The organism is Pseudomonas sp. 300 (genome assembly GCF_055803035.1).
In genome coordinates this window covers 1,226,544-1,252,117 of the sequence record NZ_JAVLRV010000001.1, presented here as the reverse complement: position 1 = coordinate 1,252,117, position 25,574 = coordinate 1,226,544, and the positions used below count along the sequence as shown (strand labels likewise).

General features: G+C 60.4%; 22 protein-coding genes. 10 read left to right on the top strand and 12 right to left on the bottom strand.

The features are described from left to right. Positions 1 to 121 precede the first annotated feature (121 nt). The 4 genes from Q7W83_RS05725 to Q7W83_RS05710 all read left to right on the top strand — a co-directional run bounded on the left by Q7W83_RS05725 (position 122) and on the right by Q7W83_RS05710 (position 5,356). On the top strand, positions 122 to 2,713 hold the full coding sequence (locus tag Q7W83_RS05725) for a glycosyltransferase (RefSeq protein WP_017336690.1): 2,592 nt from the start codon (positions 122 to 124) through the stop codon (positions 2,711 to 2,713). Between the two features lie 226 nt (positions 2,714 to 2,939). Continuing rightward, complete coding sequence (dapE, locus tag Q7W83_RS05720) at positions 2,940 to 4,091, top strand: succinyl-diaminopimelate desuccinylase (protein WP_150630825.1); 1,152 nt, start codon at positions 2,940 to 2,942, stop codon at positions 4,089 to 4,091. Continuing rightward, positions 4,091 to 4,903, top strand: coding sequence for a putative RNA methyltransferase (locus tag Q7W83_RS05715; protein WP_150630826.1), 813 nt, complete (start codon positions 4,091 to 4,093; stop codon positions 4,901 to 4,903). Before dapE ends, Q7W83_RS05715 begins: the two co-directional genes overlap by 1 nt. A 75-nt stretch (positions 4,904 to 4,978) precedes the next feature. Next, complete coding sequence (locus tag Q7W83_RS05710; protein WP_150630827.1) at positions 4,979 to 5,356, top strand: hypothetical protein; 378 nt, start codon at positions 4,979 to 4,981, stop codon at positions 5,354 to 5,356. Positions 5,357 to 5,490: 134 nt separating this feature from the next. Here Q7W83_RS05710 and Q7W83_RS05705 read toward each other — a convergent pair whose 3' ends face one another. Further along, entirely contained in the window at positions 5,491 to 5,700 is a 210-nt protein-coding gene (locus Q7W83_RS05705; protein ID WP_010462862.1) for a cold-shock protein, read from the bottom strand. Positions 5,701 to 5,934: 234 nt separating this feature from the next. On the opposite strand from Q7W83_RS05705, the gene plsB reads away from it, so the two are divergent. The 3 genes from plsB to Q7W83_RS05690 are packed head-to-tail and all read left to right on the top strand — an operon-like array spanning position 5,935 to position 9,622. Then, a complete protein-coding gene (gene plsB, locus Q7W83_RS05700; RefSeq protein ID WP_473655774.1) occupies positions 5,935 to 8,436 on the top strand; it encodes a glycerol-3-phosphate 1-O-acyltransferase PlsB in 2,502 nt (833 codons plus the stop codon). A 55-nt stretch (positions 8,437 to 8,491) separates the two neighbouring features. Then, on the top strand, positions 8,492 to 8,890 hold the full coding sequence (locus Q7W83_RS05695; protein ID WP_150630829.1) for a YbaY family lipoprotein: 399 nt from the start codon (positions 8,492 to 8,494) through the stop codon (positions 8,888 to 8,890). Positions 8,891 to 8,932: 42 nt separating this feature from the next. Beyond that, positions 8,933 to 9,622, top strand: a complete 690-nt coding sequence (locus Q7W83_RS05690; RefSeq protein ID WP_473655773.1) for a DUF4197 domain-containing protein — start codon at positions 8,933 to 8,935, stop codon at positions 9,620 to 9,622. Between the two features lie 48 nt (positions 9,623 to 9,670). On the opposite strand, the gene Q7W83_RS05685 is transcribed toward Q7W83_RS05690, so the two are convergent. From Q7W83_RS05685 to Q7W83_RS05675, 3 genes are all read right to left on the bottom strand, one after another. Beyond that, on the bottom strand, positions 9,671 to 11,017 hold the full coding sequence (locus Q7W83_RS05685) for a Fic family protein (RefSeq protein WP_473655772.1): 1,347 nt from the start codon (positions 11,015 to 11,017) through the stop codon (positions 9,671 to 9,673). Positions 11,018 to 11,115: 98 nt separating this feature from the next. Beyond that, positions 11,116 to 14,181 carry an efflux RND transporter permease subunit gene (locus Q7W83_RS05680; RefSeq protein WP_473655771.1) on the bottom strand — a complete coding sequence of 1,022 codons (3,066 nt, stop codon included), beginning with the start codon at positions 14,179 to 14,181 and terminating at the stop codon, positions 11,116 to 11,118. 6 nt (positions 14,182 to 14,187) lie between these two features. Beyond that, on the bottom strand, positions 14,188 to 15,288 hold the full coding sequence (locus Q7W83_RS05675; protein ID WP_150653687.1) for an efflux RND transporter periplasmic adaptor subunit: 1,101 nt from the start codon (positions 15,286 to 15,288) through the stop codon (positions 14,188 to 14,190). Positions 15,289 to 15,381: 93 nt separating this feature from the next. Here Q7W83_RS05675 and Q7W83_RS05670 point away from each other — a divergent pair, with 93 nt between their 5' ends. Continuing rightward, positions 15,382 to 16,026, top strand: coding sequence for a TetR/AcrR family transcriptional regulator (locus Q7W83_RS05670; RefSeq protein ID WP_150630833.1), 645 nt, complete (start codon positions 15,382 to 15,384; stop codon positions 16,024 to 16,026). A 131-nt stretch (positions 16,027 to 16,157) separates the two neighbouring features. Here the strand turns inward: Q7W83_RS05670 and Q7W83_RS05665 are convergent, their stop codons facing one another. After that, positions 16,158 to 16,940 carry a class I SAM-dependent methyltransferase gene (locus tag Q7W83_RS05665; RefSeq protein WP_150630834.1) on the bottom strand — a complete coding sequence of 261 codons (783 nt, stop codon included), beginning with the start codon at positions 16,938 to 16,940 and terminating at the stop codon, positions 16,158 to 16,160. A 93-nt stretch (positions 16,941 to 17,033) separates the two neighbouring features. Between Q7W83_RS05665 and Q7W83_RS05660 the strand changes: the two genes are divergently transcribed. Then, positions 17,034 to 17,654, top strand: a complete 621-nt coding sequence (locus Q7W83_RS05660; RefSeq protein WP_150630835.1) for an energy transducer TonB — start codon at positions 17,034 to 17,036, stop codon at positions 17,652 to 17,654. Between the two features lie 3 nt (positions 17,655 to 17,657). Here the strand turns inward: Q7W83_RS05660 and Q7W83_RS05655 are convergent, their stop codons facing one another. The 7 genes from Q7W83_RS05655 to ppc form a co-directional block, all read right to left on the bottom strand. Next, the gene (locus tag Q7W83_RS05655; protein WP_150638918.1) at positions 17,658 to 18,353 is read right to left on the bottom strand and encodes an extensin-like domain-containing protein; all 696 of its coding nucleotides are present in this window, start codon (positions 18,351 to 18,353) and stop codon (positions 17,658 to 17,660) included. A gap of 2 nt (positions 18,354 to 18,355) precedes the next feature. After that, complete coding sequence (locus Q7W83_RS05650; RefSeq protein WP_150630837.1) at positions 18,356 to 19,177, bottom strand: isocitrate lyase/PEP mutase family protein; 822 nt, start codon at positions 19,175 to 19,177, stop codon at positions 18,356 to 18,358. A 33-nt stretch (positions 19,178 to 19,210) separates the two neighbouring features. Beyond that, entirely contained in the window at positions 19,211 to 20,071 is an 861-nt protein-coding gene (locus Q7W83_RS05645; RefSeq protein WP_150630838.1) for a DUF72 domain-containing protein, read from the bottom strand. Beyond that, the gene (locus Q7W83_RS05640) at positions 20,071 to 20,376 is read right to left on the bottom strand and encodes a hypothetical protein (protein ID WP_150630839.1); all 306 of its coding nucleotides are present in this window, start codon (positions 20,374 to 20,376) and stop codon (positions 20,071 to 20,073) included. Before Q7W83_RS05640 ends, Q7W83_RS05645 begins: the two co-directional genes overlap by 1 nt. 259 nt (positions 20,377 to 20,635) lie before the next feature. Further along, positions 20,636 to 21,310 carry a tRNA (adenosine(37)-N6)-threonylcarbamoyltransferase complex dimerization subunit type 1 TsaB gene (gene tsaB / locus Q7W83_RS05635; protein ID WP_150638919.1) on the bottom strand — a complete coding sequence of 225 codons (675 nt, stop codon included), beginning with the start codon at positions 21,308 to 21,310 and terminating at the stop codon, positions 20,636 to 20,638. A 93-nt stretch (positions 21,311 to 21,403) separates the two neighbouring features. Further along, on the bottom strand, positions 21,404 to 22,054 hold the full coding sequence (gene adk, locus Q7W83_RS05630) for an adenylate kinase (RefSeq protein WP_150630841.1): 651 nt from the start codon (positions 22,052 to 22,054) through the stop codon (positions 21,404 to 21,406). Positions 22,055 to 22,342: 288 nt separating this feature from the next. Then, complete coding sequence (gene ppc / locus Q7W83_RS05625; protein ID WP_473655770.1) at positions 22,343 to 24,973, bottom strand: phosphoenolpyruvate carboxylase; 2,631 nt, start codon at positions 24,971 to 24,973, stop codon at positions 22,343 to 22,345. A 202-nt stretch (positions 24,974 to 25,175) separates the two neighbouring features. Between ppc and Q7W83_RS05620 the strand changes: the two genes are divergently transcribed. Continuing rightward, positions 25,176 to 25,520, top strand: a complete 345-nt coding sequence (locus Q7W83_RS05620; protein ID WP_150630843.1) for a pilin assembly protein — start codon at positions 25,176 to 25,178, stop codon at positions 25,518 to 25,520. The last annotated feature ends 54 nt before the right edge of the window (positions 25,521 to 25,574 follow it).

Below are 25,574 nucleotides of genomic sequence, written 5' to 3'. Positions count from 1 at the left end.
CCCAACGTCAGGCTTTTCCCTGTCCGCTGTACGCTCAGTGAAAGCACGGTGTAGGATGCGCGCCCCTTGGCACCATGCCGACCGTTCCTTCGTTCCACAGCCTTTGGAACCCGAAATAGCTATGTCATCGCGTAAATTTGGACTCAACCTGGTTGTGGTGCTCGCCATCGCAGCCTTGTTTACCGGCTTCTGGGCGCTGATCAATCGCCCGGTCACCGCCCCGAACTGGCCAGAACAGATCTCCGGCTTCTCGTACTCGCCGTTCCAGCAAGGCCAGTACCCGCAGAAAGAGCAGTACCCGACCGACGATCAAATGCGCCGCGATCTGGAGATCATGAGCAAGCTGACGGACAACATCCGTACGTACTCGGTCGATGGCACCCTGGGCGACATTCCCAAGCTGGCTGAAGAGTTCGGCCTGCGGGTCACCCTCGGCATCTGGATCAGCCCGGACCTGGAACGCAACGAGCGGGAAATCACCCGGGCCATCGAAATCGCCAACTCCTCCCGCAGCGTGGTTCGCGTGGTTGTAGGCAACGAGGCGATTTTCCGTAAGGAAATTACCGCAGCGGAACTGAGTGTGATCCTTGATCGCGTCCGTGCCGCCGTGAAGGTGCCGGTCACCACGTCCGAGCAGTGGCACGTCTGGGAAGAGCATCCGGAACTGGCCAAGCACGTCGACCTGATTGCCGCGCACGTCCTGCCTTACTGGGAATACGTCCCGGTGGACAAGGCCGGTCAATTCGTCCTCGACCGCGCCCGCGACCTTAAAAAGATGTTCCCGAAAAAACCGCTGCTGCTCTCTGAGGTTGGCTGGCCGAGCAACGGCCGCATGCGTGGCGGCACCGATGCGAGCCCGGCGGATCAGGCGATCTACCTGCGCACGCTGGTGAACAAGCTCAACCGTCAGGGCTTCAACTACTTCGTGATCGAAGCGTTTGACCAACCGTGGAAGGCCAGTGACGAAGGCTCGGTAGGTGCGTATTGGGGCGTGTTCAACGCCGCGCGGCAGCAGAAATTCAACTTCGAAGGCCCGGTGGTCGCGATTCCGCAATGGCGCGTGCTGGCCATCGGTTCCGCAGTGCTGGCCTTGCTGTCCCTGACCTTGCTGATGATCGACGGCTCGGCCCTGCGTCAACGTGGCCGCACCTTCCTGACCTTTATCGCGTTCCTCTGCGGTTCGGTGCTGGTGTGGATCGGTTACGACTACAGCCAGCAATACAGCACTTGGTTCAGCCTGACCGTAGGATTTCTCCTCGCACTCGGCGCGCTCGGGGTGTTTATCGTTCTGCTGACCGAGGCGCATGAACTGGCCGAAGCGGTCTGGACCCACAAACGCCGGCGCGAATTCCTGCCGGTGGTGGGCGATTCGGACTACAGGCCAAAAGTCTCGATTCACGTCCCTTGCTACAACGAGCCGCCAGAGATGGTCAAACAGACCCTCAACGCCTTGGCCAACCTAGACTATCCGGACTTCGAAGTCCTGATCATCGACAACAACACCAAGGACCCGGCTGTCTGGGAACCGGTGCGCGATTACTGCGCAACCCTCGGCCCGCGCTTCAAGTTCTTCCACGTCGCACCGCTGGCCGGTTTCAAGGGCGGCGCGCTGAATTACCTGATTCCGCATACCGCCAAGGATGCCGAAGTGATTGCGGTGATCGATTCGGATTACTGCGTCGACCCGAACTGGCTCAAACACATGGTGCCGCACTTCGCCGATCCGAAAATCGCTGTGGTGCAGTCGCCGCAGGATTACCGCGACCAGAACGAAAGCACCTTCAAGAAGCTCTGCTATGCGGAATACAAAGGCTTCTTCCACATCGGTATGGTCACCCGTAATGACCGCGACGCGATCATCCAGCACGGCACCATGACCATGACCCGGCGCTCGGTGCTCGAGGAGCTGGGCTGGGCCGACTGGTGCATCTGTGAAGACGCCGAACTGGGTCTGCGCGTGTTCGAGAAAGGTTTGTCGGCGGCGTATTACCACACCAGCTACGGCAAAGGCCTGATGCCGGATACCTTTATCGACTTCAAGAAACAGCGTTTCCGCTGGGCCTACGGTGCGATTCAGATCATCAAGCGTCACACCGCCAGTTTGCTGCGCGGCAAGGACACCGAGCTGACCCGTGGCCAGCGCTACCACTTCCTCGCGGGCTGGTTGCCGTGGGTGGCGGATGGCATGAACATCTTCTTCACCGTCGGCGCGCTGTTGTGGTCGGCGGCGATGATCATCGTGCCGCAGCGTGTCGATCCACCGTTGCTGATTTTCGCGATCCCGCCATTGGCGCTGTTCGTGTTCAAGGTCGGCAAGATCATCTTCCTTTACCGTCGCGCCGTTGGCGTGAACCTCAAAGATGCATTCTGCGCCGCACTGGCCGGGCTGGCGTTGTCGCACACCATCGCCAAAGCGGTGTTGTACGGCTTCTTCACCAGCAGCATTCCGTTCTTCCGGACGCCGAAAAACGCCGATAACCACGGCTTCTGGGTGGCGATTTCGGAGGCGCGTGAAGAGGTGTTCATCATGTTGCTGTTGTGGGGCGCGGCGCTGGGGATCTTCCTGGTGAACGGGCTGCCGAGCAACGACATGCGCTTCTGGGTGATCATGTTGCTGGTGCAGTCGCTGCCGTACCTGGCAGCACTGATCATGGCGTTCCTGTCTTCGCTGCCGAAACCGGCAGTCGAAGCCGAAACGGCACCGGCAGTCTAAATCTTTGCAGATGCACTAAACGGCGGCCAATGGCCGCCGTTTTGCTTTAAGATAACCGCCATTTTGCAGGGCTTGGCGTGATATCCATCCCTGTGGGAGCGAGACCGGCTTGCCGGCGATGGCAATGTAACAATCACCATTTATGTTGACTGCCACACCGCCATCGCCAGCAGGCTGGCTCCCACATTTAGTCCGCGCCCACATTCATGATCTCCGGAGTTTTTCCATGACGGCCCACGCCGACCTTTCGCCGACCCTTCAACTCGCCATCGACCTGATCCGCCGTCCGTCCGTGACGCCGCTGGACGCCGATTGCCAGAAGCAGATGATGCAGCGCCTGGGCGATGCCGGTTTCACCCTGGAACCGATGCGCATCGAAGATGTGGATAACTTCTGGGCCACCCACGGTAAACACGATGGCCCGGTGCTGTGCTTCGCCGGTCACACCGACGTGGTCCCGACCGGCCCGGTAACGGCCTGGCAGATCGACCCGTTCAACGCGCTGATCGACGAACACGGCATGCTCTGCGGCCGTGGCGCGGCGGACATGAAAGGCAGCCTCGCCTCCATGACCGTGGCAGCCGAGCGTTTCGTCGCCGACTACCCGGATCACAAGGGCAAGGTCGCGTTCCTGATCACCAGCGATGAAGAGGGCCCGGCGCATCACGGCACCAAGGCGGTCGTCGAGCGCCTTGCAGCGCGAAAGGAACGTCTGGACTGGTGCATCGTCGGCGAACCGTCGAGCACCACGCTGGTGGGTGACGTGGTCAAGAACGGCCGTCGCGGTTCCCTTGGCGCCAAACTGACCGTACACGGTGTGCAGGGTCACGTGGCCTATCCGCACCTGGCCAAGAACCCGATCCACCTCGCCGCCCCGGCGCTGGCCGAACTGGCCGCCGAGCACTGGGACCATGGCAACGATTTCTTCCCGCCGACCAGTTTCCAGATTTCCAACGTGAATTCCGGTACCGGCGCGACCAACGTGATCCCGGGTGATCTGGTGGCGGTGTTCAACTTCCGCTTCTCCACCGAATCCACCGTCGAAGGCTTGCAGAAGCGCGTTGCCGACATCCTCGACAAGCATGGCCTGGACTGGCATATCGACTGGGCGCTGTCCGGCCTGCCGTTCCTCACCGAACCGGGCGCGTTGCTGGATGCCGTGGCGTCGAGCATCAAGGACATCACGGGGCGCGACACCAAGGCGTCCACCAGCGGTGGCACCTCCGACGGCCGCTTCATCGCGACCATGGGCACACAAGTGGTTGAACTGGGCCCGGTCAACGCGACGATCCACCAGGTCAATGAACGCGTACTGGCCGCCGACCTCGATGTGCTGACCGAAATCTACTACCAGACCCTGATCAAGTTGCTCGCCTGATGCTCGCCTGCCCGATCTGCAGCGAACCGCTGAACGCGGTGGACAACGGCGTGGCCTGCCCCGCCGGGCATCGTTTTGACCGCGCGCGCCAGGGTTACCTGAACCTGTTGCCGGTGCAGCACAAAAACAGCCGCGACCCTGGGGATAACCTGGCGATGGTCGAAGCCCGTCGCGATTTCCTGAACGCCGGCCACTATGCGCCGGTGGCCAAGCGACTGGCAGAACTGGCAGCGCAATACGCGCCGCAGCGCTGGCTCGACATCGGTTGTGGCGAGGGTTACTACACCGCGCAAATCGCCGAGGCCCTGCCCAACGCTGACGGTTACGCGCTGGACATCTCCCGGGAAGCGGTCAAACGCGCCTGCAAACGCAACCCGCAGCTGACCTGGTTGATCGCCAGCATGGCGCGGGTGCCGTTGGCGTCTGGCAGTTGCCAGTTTCTTGCCAGCGTCTTCAGTCCGCTGGACTGGGAAGAAGCCAAGCGCTTGCTCAGCCCCGGCGGCGGCTTGATGAAAGTCGGGCCGACCAGCGGCCATCTGATGGAATTGCGCGAACGGCTCTACGATGAAGTGCGCGAGTACACCGACGACAAGCATCTGGCCTTGGTGCCGGAAGGCATGGCGCTGCAACACAGTGAAACCCTGGAGTTCAAACTGACGCTTTCAAATGGTCAGGATCGCGCCAACCTGTTGGCCATGACACCCCACGGCTGGCGCGCCAGTGCCGAACGCCGGACAGCGGTCATCGAGCAGGCCGAGCCGTTCGAGGTCACCGTTTCGATGCGCTACGATTACTTTGTTCTTCAATCTTAATTTTTGGTCTTGAGCAACAGCTTGAGGCCGGCTAAATCCGCGAATGGATTTTTCAGACCCGCAGTGAGGACATCCATGCGCCAACCCGATATCGAGATTTACCTGAAAGACGCCGACGTCGACTACAAGGCCGTTGCCACGTGGCTCGGCGAAGCTTTGGGCCCGTGCACCGACTGGGTTCAGAAAGGTCAGACCTACAAGTGCAAGGCCGGTAGCGTGCCGGTGACCTGGCTGCCGAAAGCTGTAGGAAAATGGAACAGCTTGTACCTGGAAAGCGACCAGACCCCGTGGGAAGACGACATCGCCTGCGCCCGCGCCGCGTTTGCCGCGCTGAACGTCGAAGTGCGTTGTGCGCCGGGCAGTTGGGTCGAGGAAGAAGGTGAAGAGACAGCGGATCGCTGGATGCGCATCAGTGCCGATGGCGAAGAAGAGATCACCTGGAAAACCGCTTAAAACAGTACACAAAACCTGTGGGAGCGAGCTTGCTCGCGATGGGGGCGTGTCAGTCGACATCAACTGTGGCTGACACACCGCAATCGCGAGCAAGCTCGCTCCCACAGTGGTCTTTGGTGTTCTGAAGAGTGGGTTTACAGCCCCACCACATCCTCAGCCTGCAAGCCTTTCTCGCCGGTCACCACGGCATATTCAACCTGCTGACCTTCAGCCAGCGAGCGGTGCCCTTCGCCGCGAATCGCGCGGTAGTGCACGAACACGTCCACCCCGTCTTCGCGTTGAATAAAGCCATAACCCTTGGCGTCGTTGAACCACTTCACATTGCCGGTTTCGCGCGTTGCCATCTGTTCATACTCCTTTTTTATTATTGATCGGGCTTTTCGCAGGAAAGCCTCGGGAACATTGCTTGCACTGATCGGTGCCACTGTCTGGCCAGTGCGGGCTCGCCGAGTATATGACAGGCATGAAAACTCTCAACTCACTTTACTTAGGCGCTTTTTTGCCGATTTTCGCCTAATCCGGCACACTATCGACCGCCCGAGCAAACGCTCGGTTTTATTCACTCACGCAGAAGCCGTATGACCCGTTCCCCGTTCCGCCGTCTTGTGTTTGGCACCCTGCGCCGACTGCTCTATCTCTGGGTTCGCTCAGAGACGATCAATCAGTCGTCGTTCACCCTCAACCTCGACCGCAGCCGACCGGTGTTCTATGTCCTGCAAAACCCTTCGCTGACCGACCTCGCCGTGGTCGACACCGAATGCAGCAAGGCGGGCCTGCCGCGCCCGGTGCTGCCGGTGTCTGTCGGCAACCTGCTGGAACCCGCCGCGTTCTTTTACCTGACACCGGAGCCCGACTGGCTCGGCCGCCAGGACAAACGCGGCGCGCCGCCGACCCTGACCCGCCTGGTCAGCGCCCTGAGTCAGAATGCCGCCGAAGACGCGCAGATCATTCCGGTCAGCGTGTTCTGGGGCCAGTCGCCGGACAGCGAGTCAAGCCCGTGGAAACTGCTGTTCGCCGACAGCTGGGCGGTTACCGGGCGCCTGCGGCGCTTGCTGAGCATCATCGTGCTGGGACGCAAGACCCGCGTGCAGTTCTCCGCGCCGATCCACTTGCGCGAACTGATCGACCACAACAAGGGCCACGAGCGCACCGTGCGCATGGCCCAGCGCATCTTGCGGGTGCACTTCCGCAACCTCAAAGCCGCCGTGATCGGCCCGGACATTTCCCACCGCCGCAACCTGGTCAAAGGCCTGCTGAATCAGCCGCTGGTCAAGCAAGCGATCCTCGATGAAGCCGAGCGCGAAAACATCTCCCCGGAGAAAGCCAAGGCCCAGGCCCTGCGCTACGGCAACGAAATCGCCTCGGACTACACCTACACCGCGATTCGCTTTCTGGAAGTGGTGCTGAGCTGGTTCTGGAACAAGATTTACGACGGGATCAAGGTCAACCACATCGAAGGCGTGCAGAAAGTCGCCCAAGGTCACGAAGTGATCTACGTGCCGTGCCATCGCAGCCACATCGACTACCTGCTGCTTTCGTACCTGCTGTTCCGCAATGGCCTGACCCCACCGCACATCGCCGCCGGGATCAACCTCAACATGCCGGTGATCGGCAGCCTGCTGCGCCGTGGCGGCGCGTTCTTCATGCGCCGCACATTCAAGGGCAACCCGCTGTACACCTCGGTGTTCAACGAATACCTGCACACCCTGTTCACCAAAGGCTTTCCGGTCGAGTACTTCGTAGAGGGCGGCCGCTCGCGCACCGGACGCATGCTGCAACCGAAAACCGGGATGCTCGCGATCACCCTGCGCAGCTTCCTGCGTTCGTCGCGCATGCCGATCGTGTTCGTGCCGGTCTACATCGGCTACGAGCGCGTGCTTGAAGGCCGGACTTACCTCGGTGAGCTGCGCGGCGCGAGCAAAAAGAAAGAATCGATCTTCGACATCTTCAAAGTCATCGGCGCGCTCAAGCAGCGCTTCGGTCAAGTGGCGGTGAACTTCGGCGAGCCGATCAAACTGGCGGAATTCCTCGACAGCGAGCAGCCGGACTGGCGTCAACAGGAACTCGGCCCGCAGTTCAAACCGGCGTGGCTCAACGAAACCACCAACCGCCTCGGCGAGAAAGTCGCGCAGCACCTGAACGAAGCGGCGGCGATCAACCCGGTCAACCTCGTGGCGTTGGCATTGCTGTCCACCAGCCGCCTCGCGCTGGATGATCGGGCCATGGCGCGGGTGCTCGATCTGTATCTGGCGCTGTTGCGCAAGGTTCCGTACTCGCCACACACCACGCTGCCGGAAGGTGACGGGCGCGCGTTGATCGAGCATGTGAAGGACATGGACCTGTTGTCCGAGCAGAGCGATGCGCTGGGCAAAATTCTGTACCTGGACGAGCAGAACGCCGTCCTGATGACCTACTACCGCAACAACGTGCTGCACATTTTCGCGTTGCCGTCGTTGCTCGCGAGTTTCTTCCAGAGCGCGTCGCGCATGAGCCGTGAGCAGATCCTGCGCTACACCCGCGCGCTGTATCCGTACCTGCAATCGGAGCTGTTCATTCGCTGGTCGCTGGACGAACTGGATGCTGTGATTGATCAATGGCTCGAAGCGTTCGTCGAGCAAGGCCTGTTGCGTTTCGAGAACGACGTTTATCTGCGCCCGGCGCCAAGTTCGCGACATTTCGTGCTGCTGACGCTGCTGTCGAAGAGCATCGCCCAGACCTTGCAGCGCTTCTACATGACGGTTTCCCTGCTGCTCAACAGCGGCCAGAACAGCATCAGCGCCGAAGAACTGGAAGACCTCTGCACCGTCATGGCCCAGCGCCTGTCGATCCTGCATGGCCTGAACGCACCGGAATTTTTCGACAAGAGCCTGTTCCGCCACTTCATCCAGACGATGCTCGACCTCGACGTGCTCAAGCGCGACGAAGCGGGCAAGTTGAGCTATCACGAACTGCTCGGTGAACTGGCCGAAGGCGCGGCGAAACGGGTATTGCCGGCGGAGATTCGTTTGTCGATCCGTCAGGTGGCGTTGCATCGCAGTGAAGATGCGGCGGATCTGGCCCCCACACAACCCGAGAACTAACGCAAAACCCTGCGGGAGCGAGCCGGCTCGCTCCCGCATCAAGTGGAGATGTACGATGAAAAAACTCTCTCTATTGGCCATGACCGCTTTGCTCGGCGCCTGCCAATCGATGCAACCCGCCGCCAAAACCAGCCTTGATGGCGAAGTCTTCTACCTCCAGCGCATCGCCCTGCCGCCGACCGCCATCCTGAGCGTCAGCTTGCAGGACGTGTCTCTGGCCGATGCCCCCGCCGTGGTCCTCGACGAACAGAAAGGCCCCGTCAAGGGTCAGGTGCCATTACCCTTTCATCTGAGCTACGATCCGGCTCAGGTCAAACCGGGCCATCGTTACTCAGTCAGCGCGCGCATCGAGTTGGATGGCAAGCTGATGTTCATCACCACCGAACATCACGCCGTGCAGCTGGATGGCAGCGATCCGCAGCCACTGAAAATCCGCGTAGACGCAGCCCGTTAATTCTATTTTTTTGAACACTTTTTTATGAACAAGGAAGCCGCCATGTTCCGCCCTACCCTTCGCTTCGCCGGCCTCTGCGCAGGCTTGATGATTTCCGCCAGCGCCATGGCGCTGTCGCTCAGTGACCTGTCGCAAAAAGACGCCACCGGCGGCCTCAAGGATGCCCTGACCCAAGGTGCGCAACTGGCTGTGAAACAACTCGGTACACCGGGCGGGTTCAGCAACAACCCGGACGTGAAAATCGAACTGCCGGGCAAGCTGGGCAAGGTCGCCAGCAAGATGAAGCAGTTCGGCATGGGTGACCAGGTGGATCAACTGGAAGCCAGCATGAACAAAGCGGCTGAAACCGCCGTGACCCAGGCCCAGCCGATCCTTGTGGATGCAGTGAAGAAAATGAGCGTGGAGGATGCCAAAGGGATTCTCAGCGGCGGTAACGATTCGGCCACTCAATACCTGAATAAAACCAGCCGCGAACAGATCCGCGCCAAGTTCCTGCCAATCGTCAAGCAAGCCACCGACCAGGTAGGTCTGGCCAAGCAGTACAACTCGTTCGCCGGGCAAGCCGCGACCATGGGCGTGATCGATACAAAAAATGCCAACATCGAAAGCTACGTCACCGAGCAGGCACTGAACGGTCTGTTCGAGATGATCGGCAAACAGGAAGAAACCATTCGCAAGAATCCGGCGGCTGCGGCGACCAGTCTGGCGAAGAAGGTGTTTGGTACGCTTTAAGCCTCAAGACCGAGCCTGTGGGAGCGAGCCTGCTCGCTCCCACAGGAATCAGCTCGTCGATCCAGCCCGTAGAAAGAACACCCATTCGCGCCCCATCTTCCTCTTCTCGAACACGTTCATCTCGACCAACCCGTTCAGGGTGGCCGATGCCGTGTTGTAAGAGCAATCCAGATTTTCCTTTACATTGACCGCCGTAAATTCCTTGGCCATCCCACTCTTGGCCACTTGAAATACGGCACGCTGCTTCTCGGTCAATTGCTCAAAAAAACCGGACTCCAACAACCAGCGGTCAAAGCTGTCGGCATACGCCAGACTTTTCCGATAAGCCTCGGTAAAACCCCTGACAGCCCGCAGGATGACCGCACACTGAAAGTCGATGAAATACGTCAGATCGAGGTCATCGGTTTCAGTGTTCAGATAAGACCGCCCGTATTTCACCGGCGCGTTACGCAGCAAAATGCTGATCGCAATGTAGCGAAAGGCCGAGAAGTCATTCTTGAACATGAACCAGTAAAACAGCGCCCGTGCGACCCGGCCATTACCATCACGGAAAGGATGCTCATAGCCCAAGGCAAAATGCAGCGCGATGCCTTTGATCAGTGGGTGAAGGTACTCCGCATGCTCGGGATCGTTGTGCGGCTGGTTGATCCACTTCGACAGCAATTGCAATCGTGACAGCACCCCGGCGGCAGGAGGAGGCGTATGAACGGTGTTGCCTTCGCCGTCCTGCACCACCACGTCATCGTTGTCCCTGAACTGCCCCGGCGAGTACTGAGCATCATCGATGCCCTCGACGCCAACCCGGTGCATGGATGAAATCAGCTCGACACTCAGCGGTTCACAACGCTTTTCCCAGGCGAAGTTCATCATCTTGAAATTGCCGATCACCATTCGCTCGTCCGGTGTGCGTGGCAGGCGTTTGCGCTTGAGCATGTCCTTGGCCACCTGCGTTGTGGTCGCCGCACCTTCGAGCTGACTGCTGCTGATCGCCTCGTCTTCGATCAGATCGTTGAGCAGATAGCTGAAGTGCGCATGCTCGCCAATCTGACTGGTCATGAATTCCAGCGCGGCCGTAGTCGCTTGTCGATCGACGGCGGAGATCGCTTTTTGCGCCAGCGGCGTGAGCACGAAGTTGCCCCACTGAAGCGGTTCGCCCAGTGGCAGAAGGCTTGAGTACTGAGCAATCCGGGCTTTCTTGACCAGCGCCCAGCACAGGCTCGAATCCAGCCCCAGCGCCCAGCGGTAACGCAACTCGCCGAAAGGTCGATAGCGCCCTTGATCATCCAGCGGTTTGAGCAGGGCGAGGTAGTCCGAAAGCCGCTCTTTGTGGGGTGACTTGCCCAACAGGTCGAAAACCGGATCGGTCCGCCCCTTCAGCATCGGTGGTTTTTTCATTATTGCTGTCTCAAAACCTCATGAAACCGAGGCTTGAGTACAGCATTCAGGTCCCTCTGACTCAATATCAGAGGTTTCTGAAATAGATGTAGGAGTGGTCAGGCGGGTTCTTTCTTGATGCGGAACCACGCCGCATACAGCGCTGGCAAAAACAGCAACGTCAACGCCGTCGCCACAATCAATCCGCCCATGATCGCCACCGCCATCGGCCCGAAGAACACGCTGCGTGACAGCGGGATCATCGCCAGCACCGCAGCGAGTGCGGTCAACACGATCGGTCGGAAACGCCGCACCGTGGCCTCGATGATCGCCTGCCAGGGTTTGAGCCCGGCGGCGATGTCCTGCTCGATCTGGTCCACCAGAATCACCGAGTTACGCATGATCATCCCGGACAACGCGATGGTCCCGAGCATGGCCACAAAACCAAACGGCTGGCGGAACACCATCAGGAACAGGGTTACGCCGATCAAACCCAAGGGTGCTGTGAGAAACACCATCACGGTGCGTGAGAAGCTTCGCAGTTGCAGCATCAACAATGTCAGCACCACCACGATGAACAGCGGCACACCAGCCTTCACCGAGTTCTGCCCACGGGCCGAATCCTCCACGGTGCCGCCGACTTCCAGCAAGTAGCCGTCAGGCAGTTCGGCGCGGATCGGATCAAGCGTGGGCATGATCTGCTGCACCAACGTCGCCGGTTGTTCCTTGCCGTAGATATCGGCGCGAACGGTCACGTTCGGCAAGCGGTTGCGGTGCCAGATGATGCCTTCTTCAAAGCTGTATTCCAGCGTCGCGATTTGCGACAGCGCCACGCTACGACCGTTATCGGTCGGCACCGCCAGGCTTGGCAGCAGCGACAGTTCAGTGCGTTCATGCAACGTGCCGCGCAGAAGGATTTCGATCAACTCGTTGTCTTCGCGGTATTGGCTGACGCTGGAACCGGTCAGTGAACTTTGCAGAAACTTCGACAGGTTCGCCGTGCTTACGCCCAGCGCTCGGGCACGGTCCTGATCGACGTTCAGATAAACCACTTTGCTCGGCTCTTCCCAATCCAGATGGACGTTGGCCACATGGGGATTCTCGCGAACCTTCGCCGCCACTTTGCGGGCCAGGGCGCGGACGTCCTCGATGTGTTCACCGGTAACGCGGAACTGCACCGGATAGCCGACCGGCGGGCCGTTTTCTAGACGCGTCACCCGCGAGCGCAGGGCCGGGAATTGCTCGTTGAGGGTTTCGATCAGCCAGGTGCGCAGGGTTTCGCGATCCTCGATGGTCTTGGCCAGGACGACAAACTGGGCGAAGCTCGCCGCAGGCAGTTGCTGATCCAGCGGCAGGTAAAAGCGCGGCGAACCGGTGCCGACGTAGGCCACGTAATTATCGATGCCCGCGTGATCCTTCAGTAAACCTTCAAGACGTTTAACCTCGTCGGCGGTGTTGCTCAACGAAGCACCTTCGGCGAGTTTCAGATCGACCATCAACTCCAGTCGCCCGGAGGCCGGGAAGAATTGTTGCGGCACAAAACGGAACAACACGATGGAGGCAATGAACAACACCACCGTCAGCGCAATGACCGTCTTGCGCCAGCGCACGCACCATTCCACCAGACGTCTGACACGCTCATAGAACGGCGTGGCGTACGGATCCGGTTGACCGGCGCCGTGTTTGGCGGCATGAATCTTCGCCAGATCCGGTAGGAGTTTTTCCCCCAGATAGGGCACGAAAACCACGGCGGCAATCCACGACGCCAGCAGCGCGATGGTCACGACCTGGAAGATCGAGCGGGTGTACTCGCCAGTACCCGATTGCGCAGTGGCAATCGGCAGAAAGCCTGCAGCGGTGATCAGCGTGCCGGTAAGCATCGGGAACGCGGTGCTGGTCCAGGCGTAACTCGCGGCTTTGATCCGGTCGAAGCCCTGCTCCATTTTGATCGCCATCATTTCCACGGCGATGATCGCGTCGTCCACCAGCAAGCCCAACGCCAGCACCAGCGCACCGAGGGAAATCTTGTGCAGGCCGATGCCGAGGTAATACATGCAGGCGAAGGTCATCGCCAACACCAGCGGAATCGCCAGCGCCACCACCATGCCGGTGCGCACGCCGAGGGAGAAGAAGCTCACCAACAGAACGATGGCCAGGGCTTCCACCAGCACCTGTACAAACTCACCGACACCGGTTTTCACCGCAGCGGGCTGATCGGAAACCTTGCGCAGTTGCATGCCGGCCGGAAGGTTTTTCTGGATTCTGGCGAACTCGATCTCCAGCGCCTTGCCCAGCACCAGAATATCGCCGCCGTCCTTCATCGCCACGGCCAGACCGATGGCGTCTTCGGCCATGAAGCGCATGCGTGGCGCCGGTGGATCGTTAAAACCACGGTGCACGTCCGCGACATCGGAGATACGGAACGTGCGATCACCGACGCGGATGGGGAAGTTCTTGATCTCTTCGACCGTCTGAAAATTCCCCGAAACCCGTAGTTGCAATCGCTCGCTGGTGGTTTCAAAGAAGCCAGCCGTGGACATCGCGTTCTGCTCTTCAAGCGCCTGCTGCACCGCTGCCAACGGCAAACCGAGGGTGGCGAGTTTGACGTTGGAGAGTTCGATCCAGATTTTCTCGTCCTGCAATCCGAGCAGGTCGACCTTGCCCACATCCTTGACCCGTTGCAGCTGAATCTGGATGCGGTCGGCGTAGTCCTTGAGCACCGCGTAATCAAAACCGTCGCCGGTCAGCGCATAGATATTGCCGAACGTAGTGCCGAATTCATCGTTGAAAAAAGGCCCCTGAATACCCGGCGGCAAGGTATGACGAATGTCGCTGATCTTCTTGCGGACCTGATACCAGAGGTCCGGGATTTGCACCGAGTGCATGGAGTCGCGAGCGACAAACGTCACCTGGGATTCGCCGGGGCGAGAGAACGACACGATGCGCTCGTACTCGCCGGTTTCCATCAGCTTCTTTTCAATGCGTTCGCTGACCTGGCGGGACACTTCCTCGGCGGTGGCCCCCGGCCAGTTGGTGCGGATCACCATCGCCTTGAAGGTGAACGGCGGGTCTTCGCTCTGGCCGAGCTTGGTGTAGGAAAGTGCGCCGACGATCGCCAGCAACAGCATCAGGAACAGTACGATCTGGCGATTACGCAGCGCCCATTCGGAAAGATTGAAACCCATCGGGGATTACTCCTTGTCCGCCAGATTGACCACGCGGTTGGAGCGATCCACCGGGCGCACTTGCTGCCCGTCATGAAGCACATGGACACCGGCGGCCACCACCCAGTCGCTGGCGTTCAGGCCTTCGAGCACCGGCACGGTTTTCTCGCCGAATGCACCGACCCGGACCGGGGCTTTTTTCAGGGTGTTGTTGGCGCCAAGGACCCACACGTAGGTGGCACCGTTTTCCGCGGTGAGCGCCGACAGTGGCACCGACAGCGAGACCACATCGGCAGTCTGAATAAATACCCGGGCGCTCTGGCCGAGTTCGGCCGGGACTTTGCCGGCGGTGAACGCAATGCGGGCGGCGAAGGTGCGGGACTTTGGATCGGCGGCGGGCGACAGCTCGCGGATGCGTCCGGCGAACCGTTGATCGGGCTGGGTCCAGAGTTCCACCGACACTGGCTGCCCGACCTTGAATCGACCGAAGCTCTGCTCCGGCAGGCTGATCAACACTTCGCGCTCGCCATCGGTGGCGAGGGTAAACACGGTCTGACCGGCAGCGACGACTTGCCCGACTTCCACCGCGCGCTTGGCCACAACACCGTCCTGAGGCGCGCGCAATACGGCGTAGCTGGCCTGGTTGGTAGAGACGTTGAACTCGGCCTTGATCTGCTTCAGGCGCGCTTCACCGGATCTGTAGAGGTTTTCAGAATTGTCGTACTGGGAACGGCTGACCATCTGACGGTCCATCAGTGTCTTGTAGCGATCACGCTCGGCGCGTACGAGATTGAGATTGGCTTCGGCAGCCGCGACCTGTGCGCGGGTAGCTTCCAGTTGCAGGCGCACGTCCTGGGGATCGAGTTCCGCCAAAGGCTGGTCGGCCTTGACCCGCTGCCCTTCTTCGACCAGTCGTCGGCTGACTTTGCCACCGATGCGAAACGCCAGGTCCGGCTCATAGCGGGCACGGACTTCACCGGGAAAGCTTTCCATCGCCTGGGCCGAGGGCTCTGGCTGCACGACCATGGCCGGCCGAACAGTGACTTGCGGCGCCTCTTCGTGACCACACGCAGACAATAAAAACGCCAGACTGACTGGCAATGCGAGGGGCAAGGCATAGCGGAACATGGTGAAGGACCTTTCGCTAATGGTGCTTGGAATAATTATACTGAGCAGTATGTTATTAATAGCAAACTCACCAGTCCAGTATTAAAAACGAATATGCCGAACAATCTTTCAGCACCCAATGGTCCGGGCCGCCCCAAGGATCTGGCCAAGCGCCAGGCCATCCTCAATGCGGCGAAAATCCTGTTTCTGAGCAATGGTTATGCGAGCACCAGCATGGACGCCGTCGCGGCCGAGGCTGGGGTGTCGAAGCTGACCGTCTACAGCCATTTCAACGACAAGGAGACGCTGTTCTCCGCCGCGGTTATGGCCAAGTGCGAAGAACAACTGCCTACGCTGTTTTTCGAGTTGCCTGACGGCATTTCAGTGGAAACGGTGCTGTTGAACATCGCGCGCGGTTTTCATCACCTGATCAACAGTGATGAATCGGTGAACCTGCACCGGTTGATGATGACGCTGGGCAGCCAGGACCCGAAGCTCTCGCAAATTTTCTTCGAGGCCGGGCCGGAGCGCATGCTGCATGGCATGGAGCGGTTGCTGAGCAAGGTGGATCAGAGCGGTGCGTTGAGCATCGACAAGCCCCGCAATGCGGCGGAGCATTTCTTTTGCCTGCTCAAGGGCGCGGGGAATTTTCGCTTGTTGTATGGCTGTGGCGAGCCGTTGACCGGTGATGCGGCCGAGGAACATGTGCGGGAAGTGGTGGGGTTGTTTATGCGGGCTTATCGGCCAGAGACAGTCTGATCAATCAATTGCGTTCTGACGGACGCCTTCGCGGGCAAGCCTCGCTCCTACAGGATATGTGTCGTGTTCAACATCTGCGATCACGCAAACCCTGTGGGAGCGAGCTTGCTCGCGATGAAAGCGCCTCGGACTTAAGGCTTGAGCGCCTTCTTCGGATAAATGTCATACCGACTGGATTTCCCGTCCAGCGCATGACTCGGCTTCGGCCCGGCAATGCACGGCGCCTTGCGCGGGCGCTTCACCACCACCCTGTGACTGGCCAATGCCAACGCCGCCTCCAACAACGCGGGCGCATCCGGGTCATCCCCCACCAACGGCCGGAACAGGCGCATTTCCTTCTTCACCAACGCCGTTTTCTCACGATGGGGAAACATCGGGTCGAGGTAGATCACCTGCGGCGGCTCGCCTTCCCAGTTGCGCATCACCTCGATCGAATTGCCCTTGAGCAATCGCATGCGCGCCACAATCGACGCCACATCGAAATCTTCCGCGCCACGCGCCAGCCCATCCTCAAGCAACGCACCAATCAGCGGCTGACGTTCGATCAGGCTCATCTCGCAGCCCAGGCTCGCCAGCACAAACGCATCCTTGCCCAACCCGGCCGTGGCATCCAGCACCCGCGGACGCACACCCTGGGCAATGCCAACCGCCTTGGCGATCATCTGACCGGTGCCACCACCGAACAAGCGCCGATGGGCGGCGCCGCCCTCGACGAAGTCCACCCGCACCGGTCCCGGTGCGTCCGGGCCGAGCTGTTGCAGTTGCAAACCCTGTTCACCCACCTGCAAGGCAAATTCGCCGTCATCGACCTGCAAAGGCAGGCCCAGGCGCTCGGCCCATTGCTCGGCCTGTGGCTGAAACGCCGCGCCCAGGGCCTCGACACGGATGCGGCAAGCCGCCGGTTGCTCAATCATGGGAAAACACGCTCAAAAAATTAATGATCGGCAAAAACGGCCGATAACAAAACTAACGAGCATTTTGCCAGAGCTGAGCGTCGACCGAGAGAAATGTCAGACATTCAACGCACATCGATAGGTTACATCTCGCCCCACGGCGATTTTGGCCTGCGAAACTCCCAAGCACTGAGCGGCGTCAGTCACCTGTGGCAGGATTTTTTTGCCCAGGCCCTGGCCGATCAGTCGGGCGATGTCGTGCCGGCGTCTCTCAACTTTCCCCCGGTCGATCTCGAGAGCCCGGAAGAACCCACGGTTGGCAGCGAACTGCTGGCGCACATCGTTTCCCAACGCGAATGCGATGTGACGGAAACCCAGGTCAAGCCACCCGAGCCGCTGTTCCTGCCGATTGCCGAGTTCGAAATGGACCTGGCCGACAAACCATTCCCGCCGTTCCCGGCAGAAGAAATCGTTGCGCAACAGAAACAGCAGGATTTCGAAAGCGGCTGGGTTCGCCCGATCGTTCTGACCAACGGCCAACCGCTGCCAGTCCCAGGTGCCGCACCGCAACCGCGTGCGCTGCACTTGCCGATCGCTGAATTCGAACTCGATCTGTTGGACAAGCCATTCCCGCCGTTCCCGCCCGAAGAGCTGGCGGAACAACAGAAAAACTTCGATTTCGATATCGGCTGGGCACGCCCGATCGTGCTGCAGAACCTGCGCATCGCCGCCTGACCCTCAGCGACACACCCACCACGGTCCGACATCCACGTGAAAATGATTGCGGTGGGCGCTGTTGTAGTCCGGGCTCAACACCACACTGAACACGTCGCAGGCGCCGTCGCGGACCTGACGTAAAAAACGTGCGTCCTGATTGTCCTTCGGCCAATCCTTGAGCACGCTGATGGCGCGCCCATCCGCCAGGCGAAAACCGGCGATATCCAGCGCATTGGCGCTGGCATGCTGGCTTAGCCTGCCGTTCTCGCGGCCGTAGACGTTGCGACAGGCAAAACTGCCGAGATGGTCGACGCGAGTGACTGCTTGCCCATAGACCGCCTGCGCCGCAGGTTGCAACGCGTGATGCTCGAACAGGGCAAACGACACCGCCAGGCGGCAACTGGCGAGGAAACTGCTGCTCAGCGCGACGTCGCCGCCCTGCACGCGCAAGGTGTCGGACAACGGGCACTTTGCGTCGGGACTGTCGGCCTGATGAGCCACGCGTAATCCTGAACTGCTCAGGGCTTGCTCGCACAATTGCGGGTTGTCACGCAGCCGCATCAGTTTGTAGCGGGTCAGCAGGTTCGGTTCGGCCTTCACGTCCAGCGGCGCCCACGGGTTCCACTGCGGCGGCAGCGCGATCCAGCCGCGCCAGATGCTCACCCCTGCCGCACCCACCATCAGCCCCAACACCAGCAGCACCCGCAAAAACCGCATCGTCAGCCTTTGAACAATTGATTGGCCTGCGCATACGGCATCGAGCGCGAGGTAAAGCTGAACGTACCCGAAGTCTTGATCTCTTGCGCCGCCCGATAAAATTCGCCAAGCGCCGCCAGCGCGAGCGCCGAACCGACACTGATGCGCTTGACGCCCATTTCGCTCAACTGTTCGACCGTCAGTCTCAACCCACCGGACATCAACACATTGACCGGTTTCGGCGCCACGGCGCGTACCACGGCCAACACGTCTTCGGCACTGCGCAAACCCGGCGCATACAGCACGTCGGCACCGGCCTCGGCGAACGCTTGCAAACGGCGAATCGTATCGTCCAGATCAGGATTGCCGTGCAGGAAGTTCTCGGCGCGGGCCGTCAGCGTGAAGGGGAATGGCAAGCTGCGTGCCGCGGCGACGGCGGCTTCGATCCGCGCCACCGCATGCTCGAAGCAGTAGATCGGAGCGCCTGCGCGTCCCGTGGCATCTTCGATCGAACCGCCGACCGCGCCCGCTGCGGCGGCTCGCAGAATGCTTTGGGCGCATTCGGCGGGGTCGTCGGCAAAACCGTTTTCCAGATCGACCGCAACCGGCAGGTCCGTCGCCGCGACGATCGCTCGAACGTTCGCCAGGGTATCGTCCAGTGTCAGTCCGCCATCGGGTCGGCCTTGGGAAAAGGCATAACCGGCGCTCGTGGTCGCCAGTGCCTCGAAGCCCAAGCTGGCGAGCATTTTCGCCGAGCCGGCGTCCCACGGGTTAGGAATGACAAAAGCGCCGGCGCGTTCATGCAGTGCTTTGAACGCCTGGGCTCGAAGGGTTTGCGCATCCATTGGCAGGCTCCTGAAAAAGGCAGGGAATCCGCCTCAGAGCAGGCCAAGTTGCTCGGCGGCGGGCTCTCTGTATAGCTCAGGCAGCGGCGGCAAGCCAGGCAAACGCAGCATCAGTTTTGCGTGAAAACGTTGCGCCAGTTTCGCCGCCAGCAAGTTGTCGGCGGTGTGCAGGAAGATATACGGCGTGCGCCCCTCTTCGATCCACTGGGCGATTTTCTCGACCCAGGGCACCAGGAACGGGTCGTTGGCCTCCAGTAGCGGATGGCCGATGAAGCGCACTTGCGGGAACTGAGTGAAAGCCGCCGGACGGGGCGGCACCCTGGGTTTCTTCGATTGGGCGTGGAGTACCGAAGGATCGGTCGAGGTGCAACTGAACAGTGCGCGTGGATCAAGGCAGATACGCTCGACACCCCGGTCCAGCAACAGGCGATTGAGCGAACGCTCGGCATCGCCCTTGGCGAAGAACGCGTCATGCCGCACTTCGATGGCCAGAGGCCGGTCCACCGCGTCGATAAAACCCGCCAGCTCGTGCAATCGTTGCGGGGTGAAGCTTTTCGACAACTGCAACCACAACGGCGACACCCGCTCACCTAGCGGGCTGAGCAATTGCAAAAAGGTTTCGGTGGCGGTCAATTGTTCGCGCAGGTCACCACCGTGGCTGATGTCACCGGGGAATTTGGCGGTGAAGCGAAAGTGTTCGGGCATGGTCTCGGCCCATCGCTGCACGGTGCTGGCAGCCGGGCTTGCGTAGAAGGTCGTGTTGCCTTCAACGGCGTTGAATACTTGAGAATAGAGAGTGAGAAATTCGGAGGGTTTCGCGTCTTGCGGATAGAGGTAATCGCGCCAGGCGTTTTCACTCCAGGACGGGCAGCCAAGGTAGTAAGGCTGCAGCATCAGATGTACAGGTCGAGGCCCAGCACGTCCGAATCCCAATCGACAAAACCGGCGGTGCTGAGGTAGCTGGCCAGAGCCATCGCGACGCTTTTGCTCATGGCGCGGTGGTAAATCATGTCTTGTTGACGCGCGGGGAGATTGCTCAGGCGCTGCGCGGAGGCTTTGGCAGCGCGGGCCGCCAGTTGCTCCTCGGAAGGGAACTCCAGCTCGCCCTCGATATCGACGGATTCGTCCTCAACCACATGCCCTTTGCGAGGCTTGCGCTTGATGGGGTAGGACTGAGAGGAAAGGCCGTCTATACGCATAAAGTCATGCTCGGTATCGATGATGGCAGTCTAGTGGCACATAACCCACTTCGCAAACCGCCGAGTGATAACTAGAACACAGAAAAGCGAAAAGGTTTAAAAGCGGGGGGATAAAACGACGATTGGTGACATCTGTTGGATCGCCATCGCTGGCAAGCCAGTTCCCACAGGTTTGCGTCGCAAACACATTTTGTGCCCGACGCGAATCCTGCGGGAGCTGGCTTGCCAGCATGATGGGGCTAACTCGGTACTGGCTAATTCAACGCGCTTTCGGCGTCGCAACCTTGTCACGCAGATAAACCGGCTGCGCCTCATCCGCCACAATCGCCTCGCCGCGCGCCCAGGCAAATCGCGCCAGGGTCAGCAGGTCTTCGGCGTGAGGCAGCATGCCTGCGTCCTGACCGCTCAGGGTGACGGCGATACGTTCGGCATAGCCCCAACCGGTGCCGGCGCCAAACCAGTCACCGCTGGCATCCGCCGGCAACGCCGCCACTTCCGGCGGCAACACCGCTTCATTGCCGACCAGGCGCATCTCACCCGCCGTTTCGCGGTAGCAGCCCCAATAAACCTCATCCATGCGCGCATCGATGGCGGCCGCGACCTGGCTCACACCGTGTTCGCGATACGCCCGTTGTGCCAGCACCGCCAGGTTCGACACCGGCAGTACCGGGCGATCCAGAGCAAACGCCAGGCCCTGTACCACGCCGATGGCGATCCGCACGCCGGTGAATGCGCCCGGCCCACGGCCAAAAGCAATGGCATCGACCGCTTGCAAGGTGGTCCCGGCATCGGCGAGCAATTGCTGGATCATCGGCAATAACTTCTGCGCATGCAGGCGCGGGATCACCTCGTAATGGCTCGTCACTTTGCCGTCATGCAGCAAGGCAACGGAGCAAGCTTCAGTCGCGGTGTCCAGGGCCAGCAAGGTGCTCATCGATGTTTCCGTAAGAGAGGTCAGAAAAAGTGCGCCAGTATAAACAACTACGGCCCGCAAGCGGGCCGTAGAAGATGAAGCGGTTCAGACTTTTCAGCTCAGCGCTTCAAGCACCTTGCCGGTGATCGCTTCAACCGAACCGACGCCAGCGATGTGGCTGTACTTCGGTTTGCCGTCAGTGGCGGCCGACAGCTTCTGGTAGAACTCGACCAGCGGCTTGGTCTGCGAGTGGTAGACCGACAGGCGATGACGCACGGTTTCTTCAGTGTCGTCCTTGCGCTGCACCAGATCTTCACCGGTGATGTCGTCTTTACCAGCAATTTTTGGCGGGTTGTAGACGGTGTGGTACACGCGGCCGCTGGCTTCGTGAACGCGACGACCGGCGATACGCTGAACGATTTCTTCGTCATCGACGGCGATTTCGACCACGTGGTCCAGTTCGACGCCGGCCTTCACCAGGGCTTCAGCCTGAGGAATGGTGCGCGGGAAACCGTCGAACAGGAAACCGTTGGCGCAATCCGCCTGGCTGATGCGTTCCTTGACCAGATTGATGATCAGGTCATCGGAAACCAGGCCACCGCTGTCCATGACGCTCTTGGCGATCAGGCCCAGCTCGGTGCCGGCCTTGACTGCAGCACGCAGCATGTCGCCGGTGGAGATTTGCGGGATGCCGAACTTTTCGGTGATGAACTTAGCCTGAGTACCTTTACCGGCCCCGGGAGCTCCCAGCAGAATGACGCGCATCGATGTGCTCCTCAATTTTTTATATAGATAACAACGGATTCGCCTCGTGGGGCCAATCTCAAAAACAGGGTCGTGACCGCCCAAACGGCCAAAGGCTGATCAAGATACACAGCAGGCCCGGACCACACAAGCCGCCGAAAGTCGGAGAAACCCCCGCCTTGTGTGACCCTGCGACGGGGTACCCCAAGTCGCAACCCCATCAATAACTGTCGCCTGGCAGCACTTTCCAGCCCTGCGCGGACCGACACTCGACGCCCGTATCGAGCGCCCGAACCCACGACGAAAACCTCAGCCGGTATTTCGCAAACCGGCGGCAATACCCGCCACAGACACCAGCAGCGCCTGTTCCACCGGGCTACCCTGTGCCACCTCCTGTTGTCGCGAACGAGCCAGCAACTCGGCCTGCAATAGATGAAGCGGGTCGAGGTAAGTGTTGCGCAGGCGGATGAATTCGAGGGTGTCTGGGCTATGTGCCAGTAGCTGCGACTGACCGGTCAGACCAAGCACCACTGCACACGCCTGCGACAATAGGTCGCGTAAATGCGCCCCCAAAGGCAGCAGATCCGGCTCGACCAGCCGCTCATCATAGGAGCGGGCGATATCGGCGTCGGCTTTGGCCAGGACCATTTCCAGCATATCGATGCGCGTACGGAAGAACGGCCACTGCTCGCGCATCTGCCCCAACAACTCGCCTTCGCCACGCTCCAGCGCCTTGCTCAGCGCGGCTTCCCAGCCGAGCCAGGCTGGCAGCATCAAGCGTGTCTGGGTCCAACCGAAGATCCACGGAATCGCCCGCAGGCTTTCGATCCCGCCGGCACGGCGCTTGGCCGGGCGGCTGCCCAGCGGCAGGCGCCCCAATTCCTGTTCCGGCGTGGACTGGCGGAAATACTCGACGAATTGCGGATTTTCCCGCACCACGGCGCGGTAAGCGCTGACACCGTCTGCGGCCAATTCGTCCATCAAATGGCGCCAGGCGGGTTCCGGCGGTGGCGGTGGCAGCAAAGTCGCTTCCAGCACTGCCGCCAGGTACAGATTGAGGTTCTGTTCGGCGATGTCCGGCAGGCCGAATTTGAAACGAATCATTTCCCCTTGTTCGGTGGTGCGGAAACGCCCCGCCACCGAACCCGGCGGCTGCGACAGGATCGCCGCGTGCGCCGGGCCGCCGCCACGGCCCACGGTGCCACCGCGACCGTGGAACAGCAGCAGTTCCACTTGCTGCTCACGGCAGATGTCGACCAGCCGTTCCTGCGCCCGATATTGCGCCCAGGCCGCCGCCGTGGTGCCAGCGTCCTTGGCCGAGTCGGAATAGCCGATCATCACTTCCTGCGGGCCTTGCAGGCGCGCGCGATAACCCGGCAGCAGCAACAGCTTTTCAATCACCGGGCCGGCGTTATCCAGGTCAGCGAGGGTTTCGAACAGCGGCACCACGCGCATCGGCCGCAACACGCCAGACTCTTTGAGCAACAGTTGCACAGCCAACACATCGGAGGCGGCGCCGGCCATGGAAATAACGTACGAACCGAGCGAAGCACCCGGTGCCGCAGCGATTTCCTGGCACGTGGCGAGCACTTCAGCGGTGTCGGCGGAGGGCTTGAAGTACGCCGGCAGCAACGGACGACGGTTGTTCAGCTCGCGCATCAGGAAGGCGATGCGCTCCTCTTCACTCCAGTCTTCGTAGCGACCGAGGCCGAGGTAATCGGTGATTTCAGTCATCGCCGCCGTGTGACGGGACGAATCCTGACGCACATCGAGACGCACCAGGAACAAACCAAATGTCACCGCACGACGCAGGCAATCAAGCAACGGTCCATCGGCGATCACGCCCATGCCGCACTCGTGCAGCGACTGGTAGCAAAGCTCCAGCGGATCAAGCAAATCGCGGTTGTTTTGCAGCACATCGGCGGGGGCCGGCGTGGCGGTCGTCAAAGACGTGTGGGCCCAGTTTCGAGTGGCGCGCAGGCGTTCGCGCAGTTGTTTAAGGACGGCGCGATACGGTTCGGCGCTGTCCCCAGCTTTGGCTTTCAGGGCGTCACTGGCCTGTTGCATCGACAATTCGGCCGCAAGGTGATCGACATCGCGCAGGTACAAATCAGCAGCCATCCAGCGCGCCAGCAGCAACACCTCACGGGTCACGGCAGCGGTCACGTTGGGGTTGCCGTCGCGGTCGCCGCCCATCCAAGACGCAAAGCGAATCGGCGCAGCCTCCAGCGGCAAATGCAGGCCGGTGGCGTCATGCAGGGCTTTATCGGCCTTGCGCAAATAGTTCGGGATCGCTTGCCACAGCGAATGCTCGATCACCGCGAAACCCCATTTGGCCTCGTCCACGGGCGTCGGGCGGGTGCGACGGATTTCTTCGGTGTGCCAGGCTTCGGCGATCAGGCGCTGCAACTTTGCGTGGATCTGCTCGCGCTCGGCGCTGGTCAGGTCGCGATGATCTTGTGCCGCGAGTTGCGCAGCGATGGCGTCGTATTTCTGGATCAGCGTGCGACGCGCGACTTCGGTCGGGTGCGCGGTCAGGACCAGTTCGATTTCCAGCCGTCCCAATTGCCGGGCCAGGGATTCGGCGCCATGGCCTTCGGCGCGCAGGCGCGCGAGCAACTCCGGCAACACACGCGCTTCGAACGGCGCGGGCTGCGATGCTTCGCGGCGATGGATCAGTTGATATTGCTCGGCGATGTTGGCGAGGTTGAGAAACTGGTTGAACGCCCGCGCCACCGGCAGCAACTCGTCTTCGCTCAACTGATTGAGGCTGGCGCTCAGTTCGGCGTCCATCGAACCGCGACGGTCGGCCTTGGCGCCCTTGCGGATCTGCTCGATCTTGTCGAGAAAATCGTCTCCGTACTGCTCACGAATGGTGTTGCCCAACAGCTCACCCAACAGGTGAACGTCCTCGCGCAAGCGTGCATCAATATCGGTCATCAGCCGTTCTCCAGCGAAAAATCCGGTGTGCTTCGTGCGTTAAAGAGTGCCGCCGTAAAGCACTTCTTACAAGCACACGACGAAGGGACTTTAAACCTTGGGCCCGCGAGCTAGTCTGAAGAGTAAGCCGTACAACGGCTTTCGCCGGCCATGACCGGACACTTACCCTGCCTGCCACGAGCAGGCGCGCCATGAGGTTTTTATGAAAATCCGCGAGCTTGCCCATCATTGGGAAGAAAACGCCAAGGGTCGCCTGACCGACACCGGCTACGCGATTCATCTGGATGTGGAGGCCGCCGCACGACTCGCGGCGATCATCGAGATGTACCCCAAACGGCACCCCGAAGAACTGCTCGGCGAGTTGATCGGCGCTGCGCTCGAAGAACTTGAAAAAAGCTTCCCGTACGTGAAAGGTTCGACCGTCGTGGCCACCGACGAAGAAGGCGATCCGCTGTACGAAGACATCGGCCCAACCCCGCGTTTTCTCGCGTTGTCCCGTCGTCATTTGCATGATTTGTCTTCCGGCGACGACAAGCAGAAACACTGATTCAAACCATCCAGACCTGTGGGAGCGAGCTTGCTCGCGATAGCGGTCTGACAT